We start from the raw sequence: 23,744 nt of genomic DNA on the forward strand, positions 1-23,744 counted from the left end.
GCTTATGCCTCCTCTCGTCAGAGAAGACTAAGCCATGCCAGGATCTGACAGGAGAGCGCTACAACCTTGAGCATCTGCATGATATGTTCAAGCACTTTTACCCAGCTGGCAGGCCTTGTAGACTTCTGAGCAGGCTCAACAACATACTCCATTACAGTATCGGTAAGCAGCAAAATGTTCTCCATAACCTCTCTCCTTCCTCTTTCTAGCTGAGTATACATTAGCTATGAAGGTAAGCAAAGCATAGTGCAGCGCCGGACAATGCAACCACAGCCAGCGGACAGCATATAAAGAGCACCTGTCATGTCGCTGTCGGTGAGAAGTCACTGACGCCAAAGACATCTGCGGAGGCGTGAGAGGAGAAGGTCAGCAGTGCTGCAAGGAATCAGGCTGCCAGAAGATCACCTCACCACGGCTCGCTTTCAGTTCGAATATCCAGTATTCGTAGCAAAGCAAGCGGTGAGGTGACAGCCATTCTCAGGAAGAAGAGCCTATCAGCTCAAGGTTGCTTCTGCTACACATTGTTGGGAACCCTCTCGCAAACTGAGAGGTCGTCTACTACCGCCGTCCATACGGACCGCATCTCCTTCTGTGTGCTAGAAGACTTGTACAAACTAAACGTGTGGTTTTCTGAGGGCCTGGATAACCTTATTGGTCTCACACGCTATCACAACCCTCATTTCCCAATTTCTGCATTATCCCCTATCCCGGAGGGGGGATAACTCATTTCTATTGAAAGTATAGCCGCCATCCTTTCCAAAGTCAAGGTGCAAAATGCATTGGTGGAAACCAGGCTATGTCAATCCCATGCTGGCTTTACGCAAGGCCTTGTGCTGGCTGGAGACCTGGCAAACGCAGCAGCGCTGGCGAAAAGCTTGCTCTATGCGTAACATTTATCGTTTGGATCTCAATGAGAGCAAACCGCCCGAGCCTTTCTATCAGGCCCCATCGCAACAAGGGAATCACGGCTTATGGTCATCGGGAGGAGGCAATCTGCATGATCTTTCTCCACAGAGCAATATCAGCGAAATAGTTGGAAAGCATGTCAAACCAGTATGCTACCGGGGTTTCTGACATAAAATCTACTGCATATTCTATATACCCTCTCAGCGCCTGGGCCGTGTGTACAAGAGCTCCCGCTTCTTCAGGTTGCCAAAGAATTTTTCTATGATCGTCCTGCAGAAACCGTTCTAGGATAGAGACCTTATGCAGCAGCTTCTCCATCCAGGCAATTCGGTCCTCAAGCGCCTGCTGCACATGCTGAACAGAAAAATGTTCCTGGCACCAGGCAATTCGATTATATGAATCTGGTCTATATTCCAGCGCGCGCCGAACCGCCGCGTACAGGACATCACCACCATTTTGATAAAGGAAAAACTCTGGCCTAATGCTGAATTGGGAAGGCGGAGCATGAATCACATCCGTAGCAATTTTTTGCAGGGCATCATCTTGCTCTCCCAGGAGCGCTAGCCAGATCCAATCCTCATTATAGCAGCGCGGGAAGTGGTGAGAGCAAATAGCCGCGCGCGTTGTCGCCAGAGCAGCTCCGCTAATCTCAGGCCGAATGATACCCGCTCCATAGGCATCTTCTTCGTCTTGCATAGCCGCGGAGAGAGAGATACGGATCGGCAAAACGTCGGGAAAGCCCATCAATGCTTCAAGCGTCTTCCCAGCACGTGTTATTCCCTCTTCATAAGAGAGTTGTTCCTCGATTTGGGCCAGGAGATCCCCCAGATGATCATAGACGGCTCCATCAAATCTTCCTATATATCCAGCACCCACAGCAACCGCAGCCCGAGCGGCTACCCGCGCATTCATTTCCTGCAAAGCTTGAGCGCCATCCACAGAGAGCAAATGCCCCTGATAGGTGAGAGTCTGCAAGCTGATATCATCATCAAGAAAAATCAAGAGGTCTTCCTCGGAAGAGCAGAGGCAGGCATACAACAGGGTTACATTCCGCAGCCCGGCAGCATCCCAGGAACCCTTTCCCAGCTGCTTGCAATTAGTCGCAAGAAAAGTAGCGGCATGGGGAGCTTGTTCGATCAGATACTTCAAGAACTTCTCTTTCTCTACATTCGTAATGAGAGATACAACAAGCTCTGGGAAAGTTTTTCTCGCACAGAGAGCCCGGATCTGGTTAGAGGCATCTTCCTCCGTCGAATCATCAAACACGTAACAGTGAGCCTGCAAACCAGGAAAGGCGCGCCGACAGGAAACCGCGATGCTATTGATGCACCGCTCAAGAGTTTCCGGGCGATTTCGCGTACAGATAAAAAAGCGCAAAGTCCTCCCGGTTTGCATATAATTTGATTCCTTTCAATATATAGGTCACGGCACCATAACCAGCAAAAACCATATTCACCGGGAGAAACTGCTCCCGGTACCCCACCAGGCAGGCCCATCGCGTCATCCGCGTTCTGGTGCCTGACCCCACACTATGAACAGATGACCATGAATCTGGAACGTCGGCTCTTTAAGGTCGGCCAGAACCTGTTGGGAGAGCGTTTCGTAGTCTGCAGGCAAACAGCCCCGTTTCTGCAGGAAGGGACGTAGCGTGTAGACGAGAAAGCGAATATCTTCCCGGTAGGCCTCTGCAGCAGAGGTTCCGGCCCGAAATTCGGGCGAATATTTGTGGCTCTGGACGTGCAAGCAGCCATATCGGCTGAGCAGGTCGGGCAGATGATTAGCAACGGAGGCAGATTCCTGCGAGAAGAGATGACCAGCCTGGAAGAACGCCTCCACCATGTGCTGGCAAAATCGGGTGAGTGCGGGGCTGTTATTCTCGGCTGCCAGTTCCCCTTCGACAATCCTAACGATGCCTCCAGGCCGACAGACGCGTTGCATCTCGCTAAGCATCCTGGGCCAATCCCAGGTGCGTATCCAGCTTTGCCCAAAGCGCAGATTGACAAGATCAAAATAGCTTGTGGGAAATTCGAGCATACGCAAGGCATCCTGAACGTGAAATTCTACGCGTGCAGCAAGCCCTTGAGCCTGGGCCTTTGTACGCGCAGCTGTGATGATGCTCTGGCTCGCGTCAACACCAACGAGCGTCGAGATGCCAGGATAGGTCCTGGCCGTCTCGATCAGCCAGCCACCCGGGCCGCAGCCGATATCAAGAATGCGGCGGAACTTTTCGGGATCAGCCTGTTCGGGCAATACTCCCCCCATCGCTGTAGTGACTAGCTGATCCTGGATCTGTAAGCGCTCAAGTTCTTGTTGATTGGAGCGATCCTGTACGACGTAGGTCGAGGGCTGTTCGTTTGGAGGTGTCTCAAAAGGTGTTGGCATGCTATTTACTTCCTGTTACTTTACTGCGGGCAGATCTTCGATTATCTACCCCTGCCTCTCAGAGAGGTTCCATCCTCCCTGCAAAGGAGTATACATTAGTCTTTGCCACTCTGTCGAGTCACTCCTGGACCTTCTTTAAAACCATGGCCCATGCAATTGTTCTCACATGAAAGCATGTGTCAGGCAGTTTTGCCCTCTTAACAAGATCTATTCGCGCGGCGCTCCCGCCAGACCGAGCCAACCGAGTAGCCCGGCCAACAGAATCAGAGCGCCACAACCGGCAAAAATGATATTCACCGGGAGAATTTGCCCCAGGTATCCCGCCAGGCAGGCCGAAATAAAGCTTGCAGCGAAGATGCCAGTTTCTAGCAGAGCCTGCACCCTCCCCATCATGTTGCGAGGCGTGGAGGTGATGAGGAGCGCTTCGTACCCAACATCGATGCCGCCCTGGGGCAGAGACAGGAGAAAAGTCAACGTCAGGGCTACACCGTATACTGTCTGGAAAGAATAGAGAAGAATGCCGACGCCGCCTAGAAAGACGCTGGCGGTGAGCAGCACTTTTGGCGATACCCATTTTGAGATGATGCCAGCGCCAATAGCACCAAGCAATGCGCCAAGTCCGCCTACCGCAACCAGGGAGCCATAGAGAGGTGCAGCAGCATGAAGATTGCGGCTCACAAAGACGATATCAAGCGCATTGAGCGCGCCAGCTCCAAACATGCCAACGAAAGCAAGCAGAATCACTACACGCAAGGTAGGCGTCTTGACGATCATATGCACACCATCAAGCAGTTCGCTGAATAGCTGACGTATACCGCCATTTTCGCTCATCCGAAACACGGAAGGACGAAGGACCTGCGGCGAGACACGCATAATCCGCAAAGAGAGGGCCGAGGCCAGGAATGAGCCCGCGTCGATGAGGATCGCCGCAGTTGGCCCTACACTAGCATAAAGCACTGCCGCCAGGGCGGGACCGGCCAGCAATGAGAGGGCAAAGATTGTCTGGCTGACGGAGGCCGCCTTTGTCTGCTGCTCTTCAGCGACAATCACCTGTAAGAGCCCGGATTTAGCCGGCATGAAGAAACATTCAAAGCACGAGAGTAAGAAAGCGCTTAGATAAATGGCTGGAAGTTGCCAGAGGTTCTCCAGCAGAAGTGGGCCCAGGACCACGAACGCCCGCGCGACATCGGCGACAATCATGGTGCGCCGCCGATCCCAGCGATCGACGAAAACACCTGCCAGCGGCCCAAGCAGAAAAAGTGGTCCATACTGCGCAATTAGCACCCCGCTAACCGCAGCCGCTGAATGGGTCAGGGTAAATACCCACATGACAAGCATTGTGCTATAGACGAAATCTCCAAGTGTGGAGATGGCCTGCCCGGCACAGAGCAAGGCAAAGTTACGATTGATCAACGGACCTTTCCCCGGTGGGATCGTCTCATATTCGAGCGGTAACGGCTTTTCGGTTGGCTTCATTATTTTTCTCCAGGATGGCTTGCCATTTGCCCGCCTCTCTCCACAAATATTTCTCAGCATCCCGATAATAACTATCTGGTCAGTTATTTTAATAATAGGCATAAGAGCAGAAAATGTCAAGCGCCGGTTGATTTGCCAGGGATATTGGCAGGCAGGTAAATTGGCTAGCCACCTGGAACTTTTTCAACTGCAGCGCAAAAAATGGCACCTCTTGACAATGGCGCTCCTGTCAACTACACTCTTTTTAAAGATAAACCGTTTGTCGGTCTAAGAAAGAGAGACACGATGACCCGCAGTGTCAAAGCAGACGAATACGCCCAGAAGCGCAACGCCATTCTGGATGTGGCCCAGCGTTATATTACTACCAAAGGCTATGAGCAGATGACGACTCAGGATCTTTTAGAGGCGCTGCAGATTTCCCGCGGCGCATTCTATCACTACTTTGAGTCCAAACAAGCCTTACTGATGGCGCTGGTAGAGCGTATTGGAGAGCAAGCTGAGCAACTCGTGCTTCCCATCGTTGCTGATCGCCAGCTGGCCGCCCAGGATAAATTGCTTAGCTTCTTCGAGGCGCTCGATCAGGGCAAAAGAGAAAACCTGGACCTGCTGTTCGCCTTTATGCGCATCTGGTATTCCGATGAAAATGCCCTCTTTCGCCAGAAGCTCTACCTGGCCCGCGTCAAGCGACTCGCTCCCTTGCTCTCACAAATCATTCGGCAAGGGATCGCAGAAGGCGTGTTCACCACAGCCTATCCTGATCAGGCCGCGAGAACGTTCCTCTCTCTGCAAGAAGACCTTGGCTATGCCACAGTTGAACTTTTCTTCGCTGAGAGCGGCAAGCATCCCGACATCTCTCAACTTGTCAAGCTTGGCGAGGCAACAGCCGATGCGCTTGAGCGCGTGCTAGGCATGCAGCCGGGAGGGTTACGGCAGCCCTGGCGCGAAAATTTCTCGCGCTGGCAAGCTCTCCTTTCCTGACACTCACGCGATTTGAGCCCAGAACGAAAAAATTGTGCCTCCTCTCTAGCAGTATCATCTTGTACCCTATCTGTAGGGAAAGGAAAGCCTTATGGAAGATGAAGTCAAGAACCAGGCTGACAACGCGCTGAATGCAACCCCTTTCTCGTTCACAACATCCATTAAAGATGGAGAGGAGCATGCTATGAATCCATATGTGCTTGGCTTTCAGGAAATCGATAAAACAAAACTTGCCCTGGTCGGGGGGAAAGGCGCCAATCTGGGAGAACTCTCTAGAATCACTGGGATAAGCGTACCTGAGGGCTTCTGCGTTACAACCGAAGCCTATAAAAGAGCCATCGAACAAACGCCAGCCTTTCATGTGCTCCTTGAGCAACTAGCGCTTTTAAAAGTAGAGGATAAGGACAAGATTCGTGAGATCAGCGGCAAGCTACGCAGCGTTATCGAAGAAACGGCCATTGCCAGGGATATTGCCGTAGCAGTTACCGACCAGCTAACAAATCTAGGTGAGAAAAATGCCTATGCCGTGCGTTCCAGCGCCACCGCGGAGGACCTGCCAACTGCCTCCTTTGCCGGTCAGCAAGATACATATTTAAATATTATCGGCAAGGAAGCCATTCTGAAACACATCGGCAAGTGCTGGGCCTCACTCTTTACCGAGCGCGCGGTGATTTACCGCCTACAGAACGGTTTCGCTCACAACAAGGTTCTTCTGTCAGTCGTGATCCAGAGAATGGTTTTCCCGCATGCTGCAGGGATTATGTTTACAGCTGATCCGATCACTTCGAATAGAAAGGTAGTGTCTATCGATGCCAGCTTTGGTCTTGGTGAGGCGCTGGTTTCAGGCCTTGTGGACGCTGATATTTATAAAGTACAGGAGGGCAAGATAGTAAGTAAGAAGATAGCGACAAAAAAGCTGGCGATCTATGCCTTGCCAGCAGGGGGCACGAAGGAACAGCAGTTAGAATCAGAGCAGCAGAATAAGCAAACGCTAACTGATGAGCAGATTTTGCAGCTTGAGAGAACTGGCAGAAGCATCGAGGCGTATTTTGCTCGTCCCCAGGATATCGAATGGTGCCTGTATGAAGATCAATTGTACATCGTGCAGAGCCGTCCCATTACTACCTTATATCCGCTGCCAAAGGTGAACGACGGAAAAAATCATGTCTATATGTCGCTCGGTCATCAGCAGATGATGACTGATGCCCTCAAACCATTTGGCCTGTCCTTCTTCCCGCTCTGGCTTAGTAAACTTGGCGCAACACCGGTCGAGGCTGGCGATCGGCCTTATCTTGACATCTCTCATGATCTTGCTTCGTCAGTGGCAAGCAAGGTTTTTGTGAAAAACGGTCTCGGCTCGGTCGATCCTCTGATCCAGAAAGCTCTCTTCAATGTCCTGAAAAGGAAGGATTTGATCAAATCCTTGCCCCGGGGCAAGACCACCCTTGGCTTCAGTGGCGGCTCGCTCGGGGATCTGATTTCCGGGTTGTTCCAGATGCTGAAAATCTACAGGGAAAATGACGCGCATCTCATCGCAAAAATTATCGCACAAAATGACGTTCTGACGCAGGATGTGGCGCAGAGGATCAGCCACAAATCAGGAGAGAGCCTTTTCGATTTTATCTTACAGGATATGGATGAGGCCTTTAAGACGATAGTTTTGGCCAACTATGGCCTGGGTATTGTCGGCATCTATGCTTCAAGTCGGCTGGGCAAAAACATGAAGAAATGGCTGGGCGAAGAGGGGGTTACCGATGTTCTTTCCCAATCTTTATCAAATAATGTCACCACGGAAATGGGGCTTGAGCTTTTAGATGTGGCCGACGTTGTAAGGCAACACCCGGCTGTGCTTGAATATTTTCAACATGCCAACGACGAAACTTTTTTTGCGGATCTTGAGAAGCTGGAAGGTGGCGAAGCCGTCGCTGATGCCATCCGGTACTATCTCAAAAAATATGGCGTGCGCTGCCCCGGAGAAATTGATATTACCAGGACGCGCTGGGCTGAGCAGCCAACGTTACTGATTCCCATGATCAGCAATAATATTAAGAATTTCGCGCCGGGTTCTCACAAGCTTATAGTTGAGGAGAAACTGCGGGAAGTAGAGAAGAAGGAACAAGAGCTGCTCAGCCGGTTAGAGCGCCTGCCCGGCGGCCAGCGCAAGGCCAAAAAGACCAGGAAGATGATTAGCGTTTTCCGCAATTTTATTGGCTTCCGGGAATATCCCAAGTACGCTCTCATGCAGCGTTTTTACGTCTATAAACAGGCTTTATTGAAAGAGGCAGCCCGCCTGGTGCAGAAAAAAGTGCTCAAGGAGCCGGAGGATAGCTACTATCTCACCTTTGAAGAATTTCGCATGGTTGCCAGCACTTACCAGCTTGACTACGATCTCATCACGCAGCGCAAAAGGGATTACGAGCTCTTTGAGAAATTGATGCCGCCCCGTGTAATGACCTCCGATGGAGAGATCATCACCGGTGAGTACGACACTGGCCAATTTCCCAGAGGCGCATTGATAGGAGTGCCTGTTTCAGCTGGCTGCATTGAAGGGCGAGCCCGGATCGTTTTAAAGTTGGAGGAGGCCGACATTGAGGAGGGCGATATCCTGGTCACCGCCTTTACCGATCCCAGCTGGACATCGCTGTTTGTCTCGATTAAAGGGCTGGTGACGGAAGTCGGGGGCATGATGACGCATGGGGCCGTTGTCGCCAGAGAGTATGGTCTGCCCGCCGTCGTGAGCGTAGAAAATGCAACAAGGCTGATCAAAGATGGGCAGAGGATTCGGGTCAACGGCACGAAAGGGTATGTGGAAATCCTGGAATAGCCTGCATGGTTTTTCCGGCACGCGCCATATTCTTTTCAACCATTGGCTGACCTGCTTCTCCTTACAGAGAGAAGTTCTTGCCATCACTGTAGAAAAGAGCAGTACTGATGCTGGCCGGGCTGAGCTGGATACCGTGAGCTTGGTGCGCGGCTTGTGATTACACGACTGATCTTGCAGACAAGGGAGGGAGAAAAGGCCTTTCTCCGTCCTTGTCTGTGTCAGTTGAGTGCCATCTAAATCTCGCTAGCGCAAAGAACTGTAGAAGGCCCGCAGGTCTTCAACCAACAGTTCTGGTTCCTCTAGAGCAGGGAAATGCCCACCTCGTGGCATCTCTGTCCAGCGCTCGATACGCAAGGTACGCTCGGCAAGAGCACGCGGAGCAGGAGTATCTTTGGGGAAGAGGGCCATAGCTACCGGAACTTCGACGCGCTGCCCGGCTTGGAGGGATGGCGCGTGGCTTTCCTCATAGTAGGAGCGAATCGAGGGATTGATCGTTTGGGTCACCCAATAGATCATGATGTTGGTAAGCAGTTCATCTTTCGTATATGCATGCTCAAGGGCGCCATCGATGTCACTCCACCCATAGAATTTTTCGATAATCCAGGCAGCAAGCCCGACTGGCGAATCATTGAGACCATAGGCCAGCGTTTGCGGCTTGGTTGACTGAATCATGACATATCCACCCTCCTGAAAGAATCTCTGCTGCATCGCCCCCAGGTACTCTTGCTCAATGGGCGTCAGGCTCGCTGGGTCCAGGTTCATGGTGGCCTGAAAGCCAATGTCGGTCAGATGGATGCCGATGACCGATGTGGGACTACTGAGCGCCAGGAGTTGGGAGATAGGGCTACCACCATCCCCACCAGCGGCAGCATAGCGCTGGTAGCCAAGTACGTCTCGCATCAAAGTGGCCCACAACTCCGCTGTCTGTTTCACCGTCCAGCCTGGCTTGCGCACTGGATCGGAGAAACCAAAGCCGGGAATGGAGGGAACAATCACATCAAAGGAGTCAGCCGCATTGCCTCCAAAGCTTTCCGGGTCGGTGAGCATGGGAATGATCTTGTGCATGCGATAGAACGAATCGGGCCAGCCATGGGTAAGGATGATTGGCAGTGGCTTCGGCCCTTTGCCCCGCTCATGGATAAAATGAATGCCCAGGCCATCTATTTCTGTGCGAAATTGCGTAAATCTGTTGAGCGCCGCCTCCTGTTTGCGCCAATCGTATTCATGTTGCCAGTAGGCCACCAGACTTTTGAGATAGTCCAGATTCGTGCCATAGCTCCAGCCAGCTCCTTCGACCTCATCAGGCCAGCGCGTGCGCGCTAAGCGCTCACGCAAATCGTCAAGGGTGGGCTGAGGGATGGCTATTTTGAAGGGTTGAATAGTCATATATCTCTTTCTCCTTTTATTTGTACAAAGAGATTGTAGCACTAAACGAGGACAAAATCTGCCCTTCTCAGACGGGTTCTACCCAAAACCTGGGGCCACCTCAACCATTTAGGGGAAGACCCGAGTAGAGGCAGGCATCGACCAATCGTGATTGAGCAGGTCGACCCGTAACGCCACCACGGCGGTGGCATTGCGGCGCAACCAGCGCATGCCACGCCGCTTCATCCGCCGATTGATTACCAGCGCCACCGCTCGCTCGATGATGCCACTGCCCACCGGATAGCCTTGGTGCTTCCAGTATTCATACGACCCAATCCACTCTCGCTGCCTGTCCAGATACGTGATCGCTTGCCGCAGAGCGGTCAGCCGATGAGAATGCGGTCCAGCCAACTCGCTTCGCCACTGCTTGAGCACCTCTTGAGCCCGTTCCACCTCGCCTTTCCACAGCCATGTTTCCAACTGGTTCACCACGCGTGCGTGCTCGTGTTGGCTGTGTTGGGTCAGCATTCCGACAAGGTTGGCCGCTGTGCGCACCGTTCGCCACAGATGCGGCCAGTCCAAAATGCACTGGGCATCGGGAAAGTGCATCGTTGCTTCTTTTTTGATCCAATGAGCTCCATCTGCCACCACAATGGTCCGATGATGGTGCAACCCGAGGGCTTCTTTCGCATACGCCGCTTGCTCGCCTATGGCGCGAGCATCTGCAAAAGTGGCGACGTACCGACGCCTTTTCCAACGGCTCCGCTGCCTTGCAGGGTGATGATGCTGCTCCATATACCGGTTCAGTTCGATCCAGGTCATCGATCCGTTGGGCTGCTCTGGCTCTTTCCCCCAGACCTGTCCACTGGCAATCACTCCGATTTTTCCTTCCATGCCCCCTCGTTTTTCTCTATTGCACACCCATCCCCCATCCAACCCAATCACACAGCGCTCATCGGCTGGGGCTGGCTGACTGGACGCAGATTGGGGGGACGAGGAGGCCGTGTGTTCGGCCTGACGGTGAGCCGCTGCCTTGCCTTCTGCATTCGTGAGCAAACGGATGGCTTCGGCACTGATCTGGGCTCCCGTCAGCCGCTTGAGACAACCAGCGGCCTGCCGATAGGGCCAGGAGGCTCCTGCCATCATCGCCGCCTCACGTAAGGGTTCGGTCACACGGCTCAGATGGACATGCGAAAGCAGCCCATTGGACGGACAGCATCGTTGCCCGCACTGCTGGCAGCGAAACCGACGACGAGCCAGATACACCGGACCGAAGAGGGTCTGGATGTTTCTGCCTACGGTGCCTTCCGTGCGTACCTGCGTGCTCCCACATGCCCGGCAGGATCGATGAGCCTGTTCCCACTGCCCAACCACTTCTTTGAGGGCCTGGCGCATCCAGCGATGGCCTGCTTCTTTGACCTGTTCTTCCATTTGCGTTAGGCTTGCGTTTGCATTCACGTCCAACGTGAGCGATACTTGTATCTGCATGAGAGGTTCCTTTCGGTGACAAGATTGGGTTTTGGTTTATCCTATCACCGCTGGGAATCTCTCTTGTCTAGCCCCGGGTTTTGGGTACGACCTCTCAGACGGGCCGAAATTACTGGCAAGCAGAATGGTTACTTGAAAGGGGCTCAATCTTTCCGCATACTGCGGGAGGAGGAAAAAGTCAGGGGCAATTTCTGTGCGCCAAAGACTATAGGATTTTCGATCTGTTTCAGCGGAACATCGTGTGACAGACGCCAATCCGGGATCATATCGAGCATCAGATCCAGGGCGATCTTTGTCTGTAAGCGTGCCAGTGGAGCGCCCAGGCAAAAATGTATCCCGTGGCCGAACGAGATATGACGATTAGGAGTGCGGCGAATGTCGAAGCGCTCAGGATCGCTAAACTGTTGCTCGTCGAAATTGGCCGAAATGGTCGTCACGTAGATTTCTTCACCCCGCCGAATTAATTTCCCGCCAACCTCCACATCAGTTGTGGCTATGCGTCCCCCGATGATCGTGCGATCTCCTCCGGTGCCTCTATTTGGCGGAAGACAGCGCAAGATTTCTTCGACAGCACTTGCGAGCAGCGATCTGTCCTGGCGTAACTGATCCCAGGCTTCAGGATGCTCATCAAAACAGAGAATGGCATTGCCCAGCAGTTGTGTTGTCGTGAGGTTTCCGGCTATAAGCAGGGTAAGAATGAAGCCAAGTAATTCATATTCAGTCAAATGTTGTCCATCGACCTCTGCATTGAGCAGGAGACTCAGAATATCCTCGCGTGGCTTCTGGCGATGCTCCTCAATAGCCTGGGCCATGGTAATACCCACTTCTTCAAAGGGGAGCGAGCCGGTTGCCAGGGCATCGGTCCATGCTTTCACATATGGCCGCTTTTCTGCTGGTAGGCCAAGGAGATCTGTAATGACGAAAATAGGAAATGGACTGGCAAAATCAGCCACCATTTCCATTTTACCAGCCGGCAGCGCATTCGCGAGCATTTCCTGCGCGATCTGCTGGACACGTGGAGCCAGTTGGGCAATCGTGCGGGCCGAGAAAGCTGGTGTGACAAGCGCGCGGAGCTTGCTGTGTCTTGGTGGGTCCATCCCGATAATGCTCAATGATTCTCCGCCCACCGGCTCAGATGAGAATGTTTTATAATCATTTTGCACCTGTAAGATATCTTCATAGCGAAACAAGCGCCAGCCGCTTACCTGCTCGTCATAGCAGACTGGTTGGTCCTGGCGCATGGTCTTAGACCATGTACGCATAGCGCGCTGCCACTCCAAAGGCGGAAGTGTATATTCTCTTACGAAAGAGGGAATTTGCATATTCTCTTCCTTTTCCTTCTTTTCTTTGCAGCCTTGATGCTAGCAGGAAACTGCGCATCCTCAAGGGAAAAGAGCAGTCTGTTCCAATCGCTCTCTCGCGTTGTTTCCTCTCCCGACCCCTGCACTCACGAAAGCGCTCTCGCAGTACGCCTACAAGGTCCTCTGCGAGAGGATCAACATGTAACAGAGTGTAGCAAATAAAAATACGAAAAACAAGCCAAAAAACACTTTTGAGCTCAAAATAGACACACGAGGAACTTAGATCGCAGGTGCCATACCTCAGCCTCTCACATGCACTTGCTGCTGGTTTGCTTTCACCAGCAATTGAAGATGCTTTGGACAAATAGCCATGCCGTTGTAACGCCAGTAAGCCGTATTGGGACAGCGGATTCCCGAGGATATTTCTCTTTCACACTGGCAGGCCTCTATTTCCTGCAGGCCTACAGCATCATGATAGTAAATTGTGAAGAATTGGCGCAGGGCTGCACGCACTAGTCTGATATGATTAAACGCAAGGTAGGGAAGGCGCCGTGTATCTTCCACGGCATGCCACTGTACGTTGGAAGCATCATCCCCAGCAGCAATGTGCATTTCTGGGTTCAATGGCTCTTTAAGCACATAGAGCAAACAAACGTATTTCCCGCGTGGATCTTCGAAATCTTCATATGTTTGAACCTGCTGAAACAAATGCAGAGGAATAGTAAGGCCCGTTTCTTCACGCACTTCACGCTGCGCCGCCGCTTCTAAGGATGGATCTTCTACAGAGAGATGCCCACCAGGAAGCGCCCACATGCCGAGATAGGGCTGCTTTTTTCGCTGGATCAACACCACTTCCCAAGCCGAGCTAGCTGGAGAAAGCCGCGGAATAACAATATCTACTGTAACAAAGACCTTTACCGCCTGATCTGCCATAAAACCACTCTCCTTGAACTATATTACGTTATTGTCCATACGCATATAGGTTTCATAAAGAAGGCTCTTCAAGTTCTGGACCTCTGAAAAGCTTTTGTCTGGGCCACTCTCCAGCTTTTTCAGCAGTTTGCGAACGCGATTCATTTGATGTGGCGAATGACATTGATAAGCCAAAATAAAGCCCTTACTTATTACGTCTATTGCTGATTTGATTTCACCAGCATCATAAAGTGCTTGTCCCCTACTGATTTCGAGAAGAGCACGCCAGCGCGGCATCATAGAGTCGGTGTGATTAAGTGACTTTTCTGCGAGTTCAAGATAGGATATTGCCTTGAGTGGTTTTCCAAGATCGCGGTTTGCCTTTCCTTGAATTTCATAGATTTCAAAAGGAGTAAATTCCTTTTTCGCTGCATCTTTTCCCTCATCTGCAAAGGCAAGGAGGTCTGTAGCCTTTGAAATTGCACACTCGAAAGCTGCTTCATTACCTATGTCGCTATATGCATAGGCAAGAATTTGGAGGACATACCCTAATGTCGCCATATTAGCGGTACGAATAGCTTGGTCTCGGGCTTGTTCCATATAGCTAAGAGCCACCATTTTGTCATTTTGTCGCCTCAATACATCACCAATGAGAACAAAATAGGTAGGAGATAAATTAATATCGTGGATCTCTTCAGCGACCTTATGGGCTTGGCTATAGTGGTAAAAAGCAGCATCCTTTTGTAGCTCATCCAGGTAAATTCCTCCAAGTAAACCATGACCTCGCATAATAAGCTCTTTTGCGTGAAGTTTATGTACCGCAGCTAGTGGAGTCAAAATTGTTTTCTCCAGATTGAAGAGCAATTTTGTCACTTCTCTAACAACCTGCTTCGGTCTTGATGCAAACCAGGCTTCCCAGGAGAGATTGATGATACTCTCAGCCTGATCAAGTCTTTCGTCTATAACATGTATATCCTCCATCTGGGTAGTGGTGGCTGTAAACATGTTTAGCGAAGGGGGAATAAATCCCAGTTCTTCAGTAGATCTTCCATAGAGCATACATAACTTTTCTTGAAAAAAGGGGCTTGGTTTTCTCTCTCCTCGTTCCCAGCGACTTACAACATCCTCACTTGTTCCTACAAGCTCGGCAACTTTTTGCTGAGACCAGCCTCGTAACTGACGTTCACGACGGATAATAATATTCGGTTTTTTCTCGCCGTTCATTTTTCTGTACCTCAGTATACTGCAAACTGCAGAGCAATCATCACGCCGGGCAGCTTGACTATGCAACCATGGAAGAATAAGACAAGCAACTTCCTATACTTGCTCATAGCTCTTTTTCCTCAAATTGCGGTAGTCGTAATTTCGATTATATATTACTCTGTTTTTCTTCTATTGAATAGCGGAAATTTATATAAATATGCAGAGTTACTTTATCTTAGTCTGCAGCATACTCAACAGGCCGAACCATAAAAAAATATCATAATTGATAATACAGCATAAAGATAAATATATCTATCACTTCACCGGCCGTCTAATGGTCGGTAAAAAGTCTATTTGATACCATTCTGAATTATAAGACAACAAGGTATTCTTTTATTATAAAATCTATCGTTGACGTACTCTCAGGGTAAACATGTCTACATACAGCAATGGGAGTGTAGAAAACAATGCTAAATAATAGCAACAGTGAGTTGTCCTTATTGCGTACACCCACGCTGCAAGCAATGATGAGCGTACTTGAGAATCTCAATCAGGCATATCGAGCTTATGATCTGGCCTTGCCTGCTGAAATACGGCAAGGGATCGCGCGCTTCTTCCATGCGCACTATCTCTGGCTCTGGCACCATGAGATCTGTTTTGGCTTTGACAGTTCTCGACAACGCTATTTCTTAGATTTCTCTATTACGAAACAGGAGGATAGTAGCAGATGGGCAAGGACGATAGAATATTAGATGCACCTGCCCAGCAGCAGGCTGATGAGAGAGCAAGGAAGCAGGAGCCACAGCTGAGCCAGGTAGCTCAGTTGCGCGCCCAGATCGAGGCCGAGCTGACAGCTATGCAACAAGGGCTCACTGGTCTGGCCTCGGGCACAGCTCGTCACCATATTATTTCGGCCAAATTGCGCCGAGTTGACCATCTGACGGGCGAGCTAGCCCACCACGTCGGCGAAAAAGTGGCCACGGATATGAGCTGTCAGGCCTATGTACGCGTCTTCGATGCTGAGCAAGCGGAGGAACCACGCCATGAATGAGGGATTCGAGCTCGTTCTGTGGACGCTCAATGCTACCTTTCGTCTTGGCAACATCACCCAGGATATCCCTATGATGAAGGGTTCCTTCGCGCTCTACGATGCCTGCCTGGCCTATTTGAAGCTGCACCAGATCGCCATCATTTACAACGAAGAAAGGGATCTCTACGTCTTTATCGATCCGCAGACTGACGAAGAAGTTACTTCTCCGATGCGCAGGGAGGAATAGGAGCGCAAAACCTGCTTGCCTGGCAAGAAAGCACCATCCGCTAGAGACCATTTTCTTTTTACCTCTCATTTGGGGGTCCCGACCTTCCCAGCGGGTCAGGACCTCTTTTCTCTCCTTGGCAATTGGGGATATTTTCAGTCCCACATACAAGAGAAGGGACAATCACACACAAATTTTTGCCAGACCTTGACAGCGCAACATTTTGCAGCTTATACTAAATTTGTTGGTAATATCCCCTATCGGGGTATAGAGGATGTCATCCATATAGAGGGAATGATATACTTCGCTGTGGTCCATAGATTTTGGACCGCCTGGATAACCAACACAGCTTTCAGATCTAAGGAGGAACCGAATGGACCCTGACCCTAGTAGTGATCAACGTTTAGTTCACTCTATGCATTCTTTTTCTCCTGATAACCTGCGAGATCTCTAGCGGGCTGCACTTCTTGAGTTGCTTTTCCCCATCTCTCACATCTCGCTGTTTCGGAGAAAAATAACCGAATACTTATGGCGAGTAGTGTGAGGCTAGCCCTTCCCAACATGGCCTGCGCAGCCTTAACGGCGCAGCTCCTTTAGCTTCCTCCCTACTGACCCTATTCAGCTTATATGCAGCTTACAGTAGAGCATTTCTGCTTCGAGTTGCTAGCCGTGGTAGATATTCTTTGGCTTTGCGCCATCATTAGCTACCACGCTCAAGGGCATGTCTTCTAGAAACAGCATGTCTTTTCTACCATGCCCTGATAGCGGCAAATATCACCGTATGCTCCTGTGCCAAAAAAGGGAAGGCCGAGGCAGAGCTATGCGCTAGCGCCTCTGATGTTCGGCGCTCACGCACTCAATCATCAGGAAAGGATATCGAGTATGAAGCTCCTTACGCGCACAAAGCAGGAATCAGCGCGCAGCACACATACTTTGCGCCTCTCACAACTCATGAGGGATGTAGCAATCAGCAATACAAGCCATGCACTGCAACTTCTACAAACCAGCCAGCAGGGCTTAACAGAATTTGAAGCCAATAAGCGCCTGGCCCAATTTGGTAAAAACGAGGTCGCGCACGAGAAGCCGCCCGTCTGGTGGGTACAGCTGGGTAAAGCCTTTGTTAACCCATTTATCGGCGTCCTGGTAGTGCTGGGCACAGTTTCCCTCTTCACCGATGTCATATTCGCCAGCCCGGAAGACCGCAGTTGGAAAGAGATCATCATTCTCTCAGTCATGATCCTGATAAGCAGTCTCCTGCGTTTCTGGCAAGAATTTCGCTCCCAACGCTCAGCCGAAAAGCTCAAGGCCATGGTGCGCACTACCGCGACAGTGATCCGCCGGCCTTCAGCCAGCCATCAGGAGGGCCACAAACGCGAGATTCCCCTTGCCGATCTTGTGCCTGGCGATATCGTCAGCCTCTCGGCCGGCGATATGATTCCCGCCGACGTTCGCCTACTCACCTCCAAAGATCTCTACATCAGCCAATCGGCTCTCACCGGTGAGGCGATGCCTGTCGAGAAATACGACACGCTGGGCAATGTTGTCGAAAAGTCGGCCCAGCGTCGCTTGAATACAGCTACCGATCCTCTAGAGATCTCCAGCCTGTGCTTTATGGGCACCAATGTCGTAAGCGGAACAGCCACAGCAGCCGTAGTCTCGACCGGCAAACAGACCTTCTTTGGCTCAATGGCCAGTAGTGTGCTGGGTCAGCGCAGCATGACGAGCTTTGATAAAGGGGTCAATAAAGTTACCTGGCTGCTCATCCGCTTTATGCTGATTATGGTTCCCGTCGTCTTTGCCATTAACGGCCTGACGAAGGGCGATTGGCAGCAAGCCTTCTTCTTTGCGCTCGCGGTTGCCGTTGGCCTCACCCCAGAGATGCTGCCGTTGGTTGTTACTGCCAACCTGGCTAAAGGTGCCGTTATGATGGCCAAACACAAGGTCATTGTGAAGAGGCTCAATTCGATCCAAAATTTCGGGGCTATGGATATTCTTTGCACCGACAAAACAGGCACATTAACCGAAGATCATGTGGTACTGGTACGCCATCTTGATACGCGTGGTCAGGAAAGCGAACATGTCTTACAGCTCGCTTATGTGAACAGTTTCTATCAAACTGGCCTGAAAAATCTCATTGACCGGGCCGTTATCGAGCATGCAGAAGAGGAGCACGCGGTCCACACCTATCTGCGCTACCATAAGATCGACGAAATTCCCTTTGATTTTGTGCGCCGGCGCATGTCTGTTATCGTGGAAGGCTCGGATGAGCTACCTTTGCTCATCTGTAAGGGTGCGTTGGAAGAAATCTTGCACATCTCTACGGCTATAGAGGAGCACGGCCAGATAGTGCCTTTGACTGAGGCCAAAAGAGCGCGCGTACAACATTTGGGCAATGAGCTCAACAAGGACGGCCTGCGCGTCATCGCCGTGGCCTATAAGTCGTTGGCAGGCCAGCATAGCCCATTTGCGGTTTCCGACGAGCAAGATCTTGTTCTGGCCGGCTATATTGGTTTCCTTGATCCGCCTAAAGCTTCTTCGCGTGAGGCTATTCAGGCTCTCTCTGAGCATGGGGTCACCGTCAAAATCCTGACAGGAGACAATGATATTGTCACGGCTAAAGTCTGCCACGAGGTTGGTCTGGATGCCACGCGTATGGTGCTTGGGCGCGAGATCGAAGATATGAGCGATGAAGAGCTCACCGACCTGGCGGAAAAAACTACTGTCTTTGCCAAGCTGAATCCCTTGCAAAAGGCTCGCGTTATTCGTTGCCTCAAGAGCAATGGGCATACGGTTGGGTATATGGGAGATGGTATTAATGACGCCGCAGCCTTACGCGATGCAGATGTGGGCATCTCTGTAGATACCGCGGTTGATATCGCCAGAGAATCGGCAGATATGATCTTGCTTGAGAAGAGCCTGCTGGTGCTGGAACAGGGAGTCATTCGGGGTCGCGTGGTCTTTGGCAATATCATCAAGTATATCAAAATGACAGCTAGCTCTAACTTTGGCAACGTTTTTAGCGTGCTTGTGGCGAGCGCATTCATCCCCTTCTTGCCCATGCTCTCGATCCAGCTGCTGATTCAGAACTTGCTCTATGATCTCTCGCAGCTCTCGCTACCCTGGGATCGCATGGACAAAGAGTTCGTAGCGCGGCCGCGCAAGTGGGAAGCCGGTGGCCTGGCACGCTTTATGGTCTTCATCGGTCCCATCAGTTCGATCTTTGATATTACTACCTTTCTGCTCATGTGGTATGTCTTCAAGGCCAATAGTCCCGAGATGCAAGCGCTGTTCCAGTCGGGCTGGTTTATCGAAGGCCTGCTCTCTCAAACGCTCATCGTCCACATGATCAGGACGCAGAAGATCCCATTTATTCAGAGCATCGCATCTTTGCCGGTCATCTTGCTCACCGGAACTATCATGGCCGTTGGTATCGCTATTCCCTTTACGCCCTTTGGGGCCTCTATCGGTATGCAAGCCTTACCGCTTAGCTACTTCCCGTGGCTGGTAGCTACCCTCCTGACCTATTGCGTCTTGACACAACTTATTAAGACCTGGTTTATCCGCCGGTTCAAGGTCTGGCTGTAATCAAGGCGACTGCAAGAAGAAGATGAAACTTCCCTCGTGCGAAGAACTCCCAAGTCAACAAAGTTGCGATAGATTATCCGCTACAACAAGAATGATGGATAGAGATAGCCAAACATATGCTCCCTCGTTCGAGAACGAGGGAGCATATGTTGTTTAGAAAGAGAGATTTCAGGCAGCCGGGCGATTGCGACTCTTCGAGAAGAGACTAAAACCCCAGTTCAGAAGCGCAGTTGAGTCAGTATAACGCTGCTGGCTACTTGTACTAGAAAGCACGACTCCCAGCAATGTCTCACCGTTGCGTACTGCGGCAAACACCAGGCAATAGCCGGCCCAGGGGGTTGTACCCGTTTTGACGCCAATGGCCCCTGGATACGTTCCGAGCAAATGATTAGTGTTGGTCCAGGTATACGCGTGATGCTCAGAGGTAGCGGGAAGCGAGTAGGTTTGCGTACCGACCAACTGACGGAACAGAGGAAACTGCATCGCGTAGGTCGTCAGCTGGATCAGGTCAGCAGCAGTCGAATAGCCGTAGCGTCCCTTGCTATCAGGGTTATGCAAACCATCCACCGTCGTGTAATAGGTCTGCGTCAGGCCCAATAGCTCTGCTTCTTGGTTCATCTCTGCAACAAATTTGTCAAGACTGCCTTTCAAAGACACGGCCATAGCATAAGCAGCATCGCAGCCCGAGGGTAAGAGCATTGCATAGAGGAGTTGCTTGACTGTCAATTTATCATTGACAAGCAAACCAGCATTGCTCGCGTTGTTCTCATTGACATAATTGATCACGTCCTGGGTGATCGTGACTTTGTGATCAAGTCTATACGATTGAAGAACCAATAACGCGGTCATGATCTTCGTCGTACTGGCTATTTCCGTTTCCGTCGTAGCTGCTTTCGTCATCAACGAGGTATGGTAAGTCAGATCATACAGAGCGGCATAGGGCGCGCTAACTGCAGGTGGAGACGAAAGAGTATCACGAGAAGCTGCATATGCCGTCCCTTGTTGGAACACAGACCATGTTATAACGACGAGCAAGGCCAAGAGTATGCTCAAAGGGAGACGAATAGGGAAAATAGTGTGCTTTTGCGGCGTTACGTTTTTACTTGATTGCATAGAACCTCCTTGTCCATAGGACATGCATCATGTCTCGAAATTTTTCATGAGATGGTGGCTCACCATTTTATATTTTGAGAGAGTGACCAACAAAAAATGGGTATCCGGCACATCATGTGGAAAAGCGTTGGGAAGCCTGCCACTCTGACCCTATCCACGAGTAGTATACTCTTGAGCGGAGGCAACCGGTAAGGCTGGTTTGAGGCTTCTTGTAGGCTTTCTTCTGCCTACTTTTCATTTTTCGCCGAAATTGGAACCGTGTCGCACTTCACTTGACAATCCATCATTTTTCTCTTGACGCCTCCGCTACTAAGTGTTACAATATAGCAGTACTAAGTAATACTTCATATTGGTGATACTGATTAGTAGGGGGTGTTTGACACGGATAATTTAACTGAAATGCTCAAAGGTGTCCTGGAAGGGTGTGTTCTTGAAATTATCAACCGAGGAGAGACCTACGGTTATGAAATCACACAAAAGCTCAACGCTTTGGGCTTTACAGACGTGGTGGTGGGAACGGTTTATACCATCCTTATCAGGCTTGAAAAAAATAAGCTTGTGGAGATTACGAAAAAGTCCTCCGACATGGGGCCACCTCGCAGGTTCTTTACATTAAATGACGCGGGCCGTGAGGAACTGCGCAAGTACTGGGAACGGTGGGATTTCCTATCATCAAAAATCACAGAGTTACGGGAGAAAAACCATGAATTTTTGGGATAAAGTCACAGGCAATGACATGAGGAGAGAAGTGAAGACTTTTGAAGCACGCGCTGAGAAGCTTCCGGCTGATTATCAAGCGGCATGGAAAGAAGTTCAAGCCAATCTTTGGTCTCGTACAGATTTCACCGGACGTTACCTCTTGCCGATTCTTGATCGTGTGCTAGGCCTGCTCGAAGAATCGGTGGCGGATGGCCAGAGCGCCCGGGAGGTTTTAGGCGACGATATTGCGGGCTTCTGTTCGGCGTTGGCTGGCGAGGAAGGGGCAAAGTCTTATCGCGACAAGTGGCGCGAGCAACTCAACAATACTATCGCGAGAAAATTAGGCAAGTAGGAGAATAACCATGAGCATACGAGATATCATCGAAGGCAAAAAAGCGTGGCGGGCCCATATGGCGCGTGTCAAGGCACTCCCGCAAGATTATCAGATTGTTTATAAAGAGATTCAAAAATACCTCTTGAAGGTCGGACCTGTCGAGCTAACCGCAGGGACTAAATTGCTCTCGGGAATTGTCGATCTTTTTGAGGACGGCGCAGCCGCTGGGAAAGGCGTCCTCGAAGTGACAGGTAGAGATGTGGCAACTTTTTGTGATGATCTCATCAAGCATTCAAAAACATATGCCGACGTCTTTCAGGAATCAATGGCTCAGGAAGCCGCCAGGACCACGAAAAAAGATATGGATAACGATGATTGAAGGGAATCGGTATGGACAATGCAATTGAAGTCAAGGGCCTACGAAAGATTTTCGCAGGCCCGAAAGGCGCGAAGACCGAAGTCCTGAGAGGCGTAGATTTCAACGTTCGCAAAGGTGAGATATTCGCCCTGCTCGGCTCAAATGGCGCTGGCAAGACGACGACCATCAACATTCTTTCGACACTGCTGAAATCCGACGAGGGAACCGCGACAGTGAACGGTTTTGACCTGGCTTCGCAACCTGAGAAGGTACGGCGAACCATCAGCTTAACCGGACAGTTTGCCGCCGTGGACGAGATACTCACCGGGCGAGAAAATATTATTCTTATCGCTAAGCTGCGCAACATTCCCAAACCCGCCCAACTTGCCGACAGCATGCTGGAACGCTTTGGACTTATCGGCGCAGCCAACAAAGCGGCAGGCACGTATTCCGGGGGGATGAAGCGCAGGCTCGACATCGCTATGAGCCTTGCGGGTGAGCCCGCCGTCATCTTCCTCGACGAGCCGACGACGGGGCTTGATCCGGAGGGGCGACTTGAAGTCTGGAAAACCGTTAAGGAACTTGCTGATGGCGGCACGACGATTTTACTGACGACACAGTACCTGGAGGAAGCTGAACAGCTAGCCGGGAGGATCGCGATCCTGCATGACGGCAAAATAATCGCCAATGGGACGCTTGAGGAACTTAAAAAGCTGTTCCCGGCCACCAAAGTTGAATACATCGAAAAACAGCCGACATTGGAAGAGATTTTCCTTGCTATCATCGGCAAAAAGGAAAATAAATAACATGAAGCATACTGTTGTACTGACTGGGCGCTTAATGAAGCACATTCTACGCAGCCCAGACACCCTCATCACGGTTGCAATAACGCCTATCGCGATAATGCTGATGTTTGTCTATGTGTTTGGGGGCGCGGTAAAAACTAGCATGGCCGCCAACATAAATTATGTGAATTACCAGTTGCCGGGCATCCTGCTGATGGCTATTGCCAGCGGGATAGCCTATACGGCGTACCGATTATTCATGGATGTACAGAATGGGATGTTCTTGCGTTTTAACTCCATGCCCATCGGACGCTCAGCGATGCTGTGGAGCCATGTGCTGACCTCTCTTGTATCCAATATGATTACCGTCATTATTATTCTCCTTGTCGCGCTTATTATAGGCTTTCGCTCAAGCGCGGGCATCCTTAACTGGCTCGCGGTGGTGGGAATTCTCGTGCTCTACACACTTGCGCTGACATGGGTCGCGGTCATTCCTGGAATCACTGCAAAATCGATGGAGGGCGCGAGCGCGTTTTCGTATCCACTGTTATTCCTGCCATTTCTTAGTTCAGCTTTTGTTCCAACAGCAACAATGCCATTCGTCCTGCGTGTGTTTGCGGAAAACCAGCCGGTAACTTCCATGGTTAACTCTATCCGGGCGCTCTTGTCTGCTAAGCCGGTGGGCAATGAGATTTGGGTCGCTCTCGCATGGTGCGCCGGCATCATCGTCGTAGCCTGGTTCTTCGCTATGAGGGCTTATAAAAGCCGGATATGATTCA

General features: G+C 50.9%; 21 protein-coding genes. 11 read left to right on the top strand and 10 right to left on the bottom strand.

What is annotated here, in order from left to right; translation table 11 throughout:
* Positions 1-17: 17 nt before the first annotated feature.
* From EPA93_RS48190 to EPA93_RS02950, 4 genes are all read right to left on the bottom strand, one after another.
* Positions 18-185, bottom strand: coding sequence for a hypothetical protein (locus EPA93_RS48190; protein WP_165422836.1), 168 nt, complete (start codon positions 183-185; stop codon positions 18-20).
* Between the two features lie 790 nt (positions 186-975).
* The gene (locus tag EPA93_RS02940) at positions 976-2,301 is read right to left on the bottom strand and encodes a glycosyltransferase family 2 protein (protein WP_129885603.1); all 1,326 of its coding nucleotides are present in this window, start codon (positions 2,299-2,301) and stop codon (positions 976-978) included.
* Between the two features lie 105 nt (positions 2,302-2,406).
* The gene (locus EPA93_RS02945) at positions 2,407-3,288 is read right to left on the bottom strand and encodes a class I SAM-dependent methyltransferase (protein WP_129885604.1); all 882 of its coding nucleotides are present in this window, start codon (positions 3,286-3,288) and stop codon (positions 2,407-2,409) included.
* 207 nt (positions 3,289-3,495) lie between these two features.
* Complete coding sequence (locus EPA93_RS02950) at positions 3,496-4,764, bottom strand: MFS transporter (protein WP_165422837.1); 1,269 nt, start codon at positions 4,762-4,764, stop codon at positions 3,496-3,498.
* 285 nt (positions 4,765-5,049) lie between these two features.
* Between EPA93_RS02950 and EPA93_RS02955 the strand changes: the two genes are divergently transcribed.
* Together EPA93_RS02955 and ppsA are read left to right on the top strand one after the other, a co-directional pair.
* Complete coding sequence (locus tag EPA93_RS02955) at positions 5,050-5,742, top strand: TetR/AcrR family transcriptional regulator (RefSeq protein ID WP_129885606.1); 693 nt, start codon at positions 5,050-5,052, stop codon at positions 5,740-5,742.
* Between the two features lie 184 nt (positions 5,743-5,926).
* Positions 5,927-8,566, top strand: coding sequence for a phosphoenolpyruvate synthase (gene ppsA / locus EPA93_RS02960; protein WP_129894419.1), 2,640 nt, complete (start codon positions 5,927-5,929; stop codon positions 8,564-8,566).
* Between the two features lie 243 nt (positions 8,567-8,809).
* On the opposite strand, the gene EPA93_RS02965 is transcribed toward ppsA, so the two are convergent.
* The 5 genes from EPA93_RS02965 to EPA93_RS02985 form a co-directional block, all read right to left on the bottom strand.
* Positions 8,810-9,952, bottom strand: a complete 1,143-nt coding sequence (locus tag EPA93_RS02965; RefSeq protein WP_129885607.1) for an epoxide hydrolase family protein — start codon at positions 9,950-9,952, stop codon at positions 8,810-8,812.
* A 108-nt stretch (positions 9,953-10,060) separates the two neighbouring features.
* On the bottom strand, positions 10,061-11,419 hold the full coding sequence (locus EPA93_RS02970; protein ID WP_129885608.1) for an ISKra4 family transposase: 1,359 nt from the start codon (positions 11,417-11,419) through the stop codon (positions 10,061-10,063).
* A gap of 143 nt (positions 11,420-11,562) precedes the next feature.
* On the bottom strand, positions 11,563-12,741 hold the full coding sequence (locus EPA93_RS02975) for a cytochrome P450 (RefSeq protein WP_129885609.1): 1,179 nt from the start codon (positions 12,739-12,741) through the stop codon (positions 11,563-11,565).
* A 279-nt stretch (positions 12,742-13,020) separates the two neighbouring features.
* Positions 13,021-13,653 (bottom strand): NUDIX domain-containing protein, encoded by a 633-nt coding sequence (locus EPA93_RS02980; protein WP_129885610.1) that lies wholly within the window; start codon positions 13,651-13,653, stop codon positions 13,021-13,023.
* A gap of 18 nt (positions 13,654-13,671) precedes the next feature.
* Positions 13,672-14,856, bottom strand: a complete 1,185-nt coding sequence (locus tag EPA93_RS02985; protein ID WP_129885611.1) for a helix-turn-helix domain-containing protein — start codon at positions 14,854-14,856, stop codon at positions 13,672-13,674.
* A 446-nt stretch (positions 14,857-15,302) separates the two neighbouring features.
* Between EPA93_RS02985 and EPA93_RS02990 the strand changes: the two genes are divergently transcribed.
* From EPA93_RS02990 to mgtA, 4 genes are all read left to right on the top strand, one after another.
* A complete protein-coding gene (locus EPA93_RS02990; protein WP_129885612.1) occupies positions 15,303-15,587 on the top strand; it encodes a hypothetical protein in 285 nt (94 codons plus the stop codon).
* Positions 15,563-15,886 (top strand): hypothetical protein, encoded by a 324-nt coding sequence (locus EPA93_RS02995; RefSeq protein ID WP_129885613.1) that lies wholly within the window; start codon positions 15,563-15,565, stop codon positions 15,884-15,886. Before EPA93_RS02990 ends, EPA93_RS02995 begins: the two co-directional genes overlap by 25 nt.
* Complete coding sequence (locus EPA93_RS03000) at positions 15,879-16,112, top strand: hypothetical protein (protein ID WP_129885614.1); 234 nt, start codon at positions 15,879-15,881, stop codon at positions 16,110-16,112. Before EPA93_RS02995 ends, EPA93_RS03000 begins: the two co-directional genes overlap by 8 nt.
* An 861-nt stretch (positions 16,113-16,973) precedes the next feature.
* Positions 16,974-19,676 carry a magnesium-translocating P-type ATPase gene (gene mgtA / locus EPA93_RS03005; protein ID WP_207229432.1) on the top strand — a complete coding sequence of 901 codons (2,703 nt, stop codon included), beginning with the start codon at positions 16,974-16,976 and terminating at the stop codon, positions 19,674-19,676.
* A gap of 168 nt (positions 19,677-19,844) precedes the next feature.
* Here the strand turns inward: mgtA and EPA93_RS03010 are convergent, their stop codons facing one another.
* A complete protein-coding gene (locus EPA93_RS03010; RefSeq protein ID WP_165422838.1) occupies positions 19,845-20,789 on the bottom strand; it encodes a D-alanyl-D-alanine carboxypeptidase family protein in 945 nt (314 codons plus the stop codon).
* A 399-nt stretch (positions 20,790-21,188) separates the two neighbouring features.
* Between EPA93_RS03010 and EPA93_RS03015 the strand changes: the two genes are divergently transcribed.
* Genes EPA93_RS03015 through EPA93_RS03035 form a run of 5 tightly spaced genes read left to right on the top strand, consistent with a single transcriptional unit; the run spans position 21,189 to position 23,740 of the window.
* Positions 21,189-21,509, top strand: coding sequence for a PadR family transcriptional regulator (locus tag EPA93_RS03015; RefSeq protein WP_129894420.1), 321 nt, complete (start codon positions 21,189-21,191; stop codon positions 21,507-21,509).
* On the top strand, positions 21,493-21,840 hold the full coding sequence (locus EPA93_RS03020; RefSeq protein ID WP_129885617.1) for a DUF1048 domain-containing protein: 348 nt from the start codon (positions 21,493-21,495) through the stop codon (positions 21,838-21,840). The genes EPA93_RS03015 and EPA93_RS03020 overlap by 17 nt, the downstream gene beginning before the upstream one ends.
* A 10-nt stretch (positions 21,841-21,850) precedes the next feature.
* On the top strand, positions 21,851-22,201 hold the full coding sequence (locus EPA93_RS03025; RefSeq protein ID WP_129885618.1) for a DUF1048 domain-containing protein: 351 nt from the start codon (positions 21,851-21,853) through the stop codon (positions 22,199-22,201).
* Between the two features lie 11 nt (positions 22,202-22,212).
* On the top strand, positions 22,213-22,986 hold the full coding sequence (locus tag EPA93_RS03030) for an ABC transporter ATP-binding protein (RefSeq protein ID WP_129885619.1): 774 nt from the start codon (positions 22,213-22,215) through the stop codon (positions 22,984-22,986).
* Positions 22,979-23,740, top strand: a complete 762-nt coding sequence (locus EPA93_RS03035; protein WP_207229658.1) for an ABC transporter permease — start codon at positions 22,979-22,981, stop codon at positions 23,738-23,740. Before EPA93_RS03030 ends, EPA93_RS03035 begins: the two co-directional genes overlap by 8 nt.
* The last annotated feature ends 4 nt before the right edge of the window (positions 23,741-23,744 follow it).

It is taken from the genome of Ktedonosporobacter rubrisoli, from assembly GCF_004208415.1.
GTDB classification, from domain to species: domain Bacteria; phylum Chloroflexota; class Ktedonobacteria; order Ktedonobacterales; family Ktedonobacteraceae; genus Ktedonosporobacter; species Ktedonosporobacter rubrisoli.

Coding starts and splice junctions, on each gene's coding strand:
- EPA93_RS03010 (WP_165422838.1), bottom strand. CDS start 20,789: ATGCAATCAAGTAAAAACGTAACGCCGCAAAAGCACACTATTTTCCCT.
- EPA93_RS02965 (WP_129885607.1), bottom strand. CDS start 9,952: ATGACTATTCAACCCTTCAAAATAGCCATCCCTCAGCCCACCCTTGAC.
- EPA93_RS03025 (WP_129885618.1), top strand. CDS start 21,851: ATGAGCATACGAGATATCATCGAAGGCAAAAAAGCGTGGCGGGCCCAT.
- EPA93_RS03000 (WP_129885614.1), top strand. CDS start 15,879: ATGAATGAGGGATTCGAGCTCGTTCTGTGGACGCTCAATGCTACCTTT.
- EPA93_RS48190 (WP_165422836.1), bottom strand. CDS start 185: ATGGAGAACATTTTGCTGCTTACCGATACTGTAATGGAGTATGTTGTT.
- EPA93_RS02940 (WP_129885603.1), bottom strand. CDS start 2,301: ATGCAAACCGGGAGGACTTTGCGCTTTTTTATCTGTACGCGAAATCGC.
- EPA93_RS03020 (WP_129885617.1), top strand. CDS start 21,493: ATGAATTTTTGGGATAAAGTCACAGGCAATGACATGAGGAGAGAAGTG.
- EPA93_RS02985 (WP_129885611.1), bottom strand. CDS start 14,856: ATGAACGGCGAGAAAAAACCGAATATTATTATCCGTCGTGAACGTCAG.
- EPA93_RS02980 (WP_129885610.1), bottom strand. CDS start 13,653: ATGGCAGATCAGGCGGTAAAGGTCTTTGTTACAGTAGATATTGTTATT.
- EPA93_RS02970 (WP_129885608.1), bottom strand. CDS start 11,419: ATGCAGATACAAGTATCGCTCACGTTGGACGTGAATGCAAACGCAAGC.
- ppsA (WP_129894419.1), top strand. CDS start 5,927: ATGAATCCATATGTGCTTGGCTTTCAGGAAATCGATAAAACAAAACTT.
- EPA93_RS03030 (WP_129885619.1), top strand. CDS start 22,213: ATGGACAATGCAATTGAAGTCAAGGGCCTACGAAAGATTTTCGCAGGC.
- EPA93_RS02990 (WP_129885612.1), top strand. CDS start 15,303: ATGCTAAATAATAGCAACAGTGAGTTGTCCTTATTGCGTACACCCACG.
- EPA93_RS02945 (WP_129885604.1), bottom strand. CDS start 3,288: ATGCCAACACCTTTTGAGACACCTCCAAACGAACAGCCCTCGACCTAC.
- EPA93_RS02975 (WP_129885609.1), bottom strand. CDS start 12,741: ATGCAAATTCCCTCTTTCGTAAGAGAATATACACTTCCGCCTTTGGAG.
- EPA93_RS02955 (WP_129885606.1), top strand. CDS start 5,050: ATGACCCGCAGTGTCAAAGCAGACGAATACGCCCAGAAGCGCAACGCC.
- EPA93_RS02995 (WP_129885613.1), top strand. CDS start 15,563: ATGGGCAAGGACGATAGAATATTAGATGCACCTGCCCAGCAGCAGGCT.
- mgtA (WP_207229432.1), top strand. CDS start 16,974: ATGAAGCTCCTTACGCGCACAAAGCAGGAATCAGCGCGCAGCACACAT.
- EPA93_RS03015 (WP_129894420.1), top strand. CDS start 21,189: ATGCTCAAAGGTGTCCTGGAAGGGTGTGTTCTTGAAATTATCAACCGA.
- EPA93_RS02950 (WP_165422837.1), bottom strand. CDS start 4,764: ATGAAGCCAACCGAAAAGCCGTTACCGCTCGAATATGAGACGATCCCA.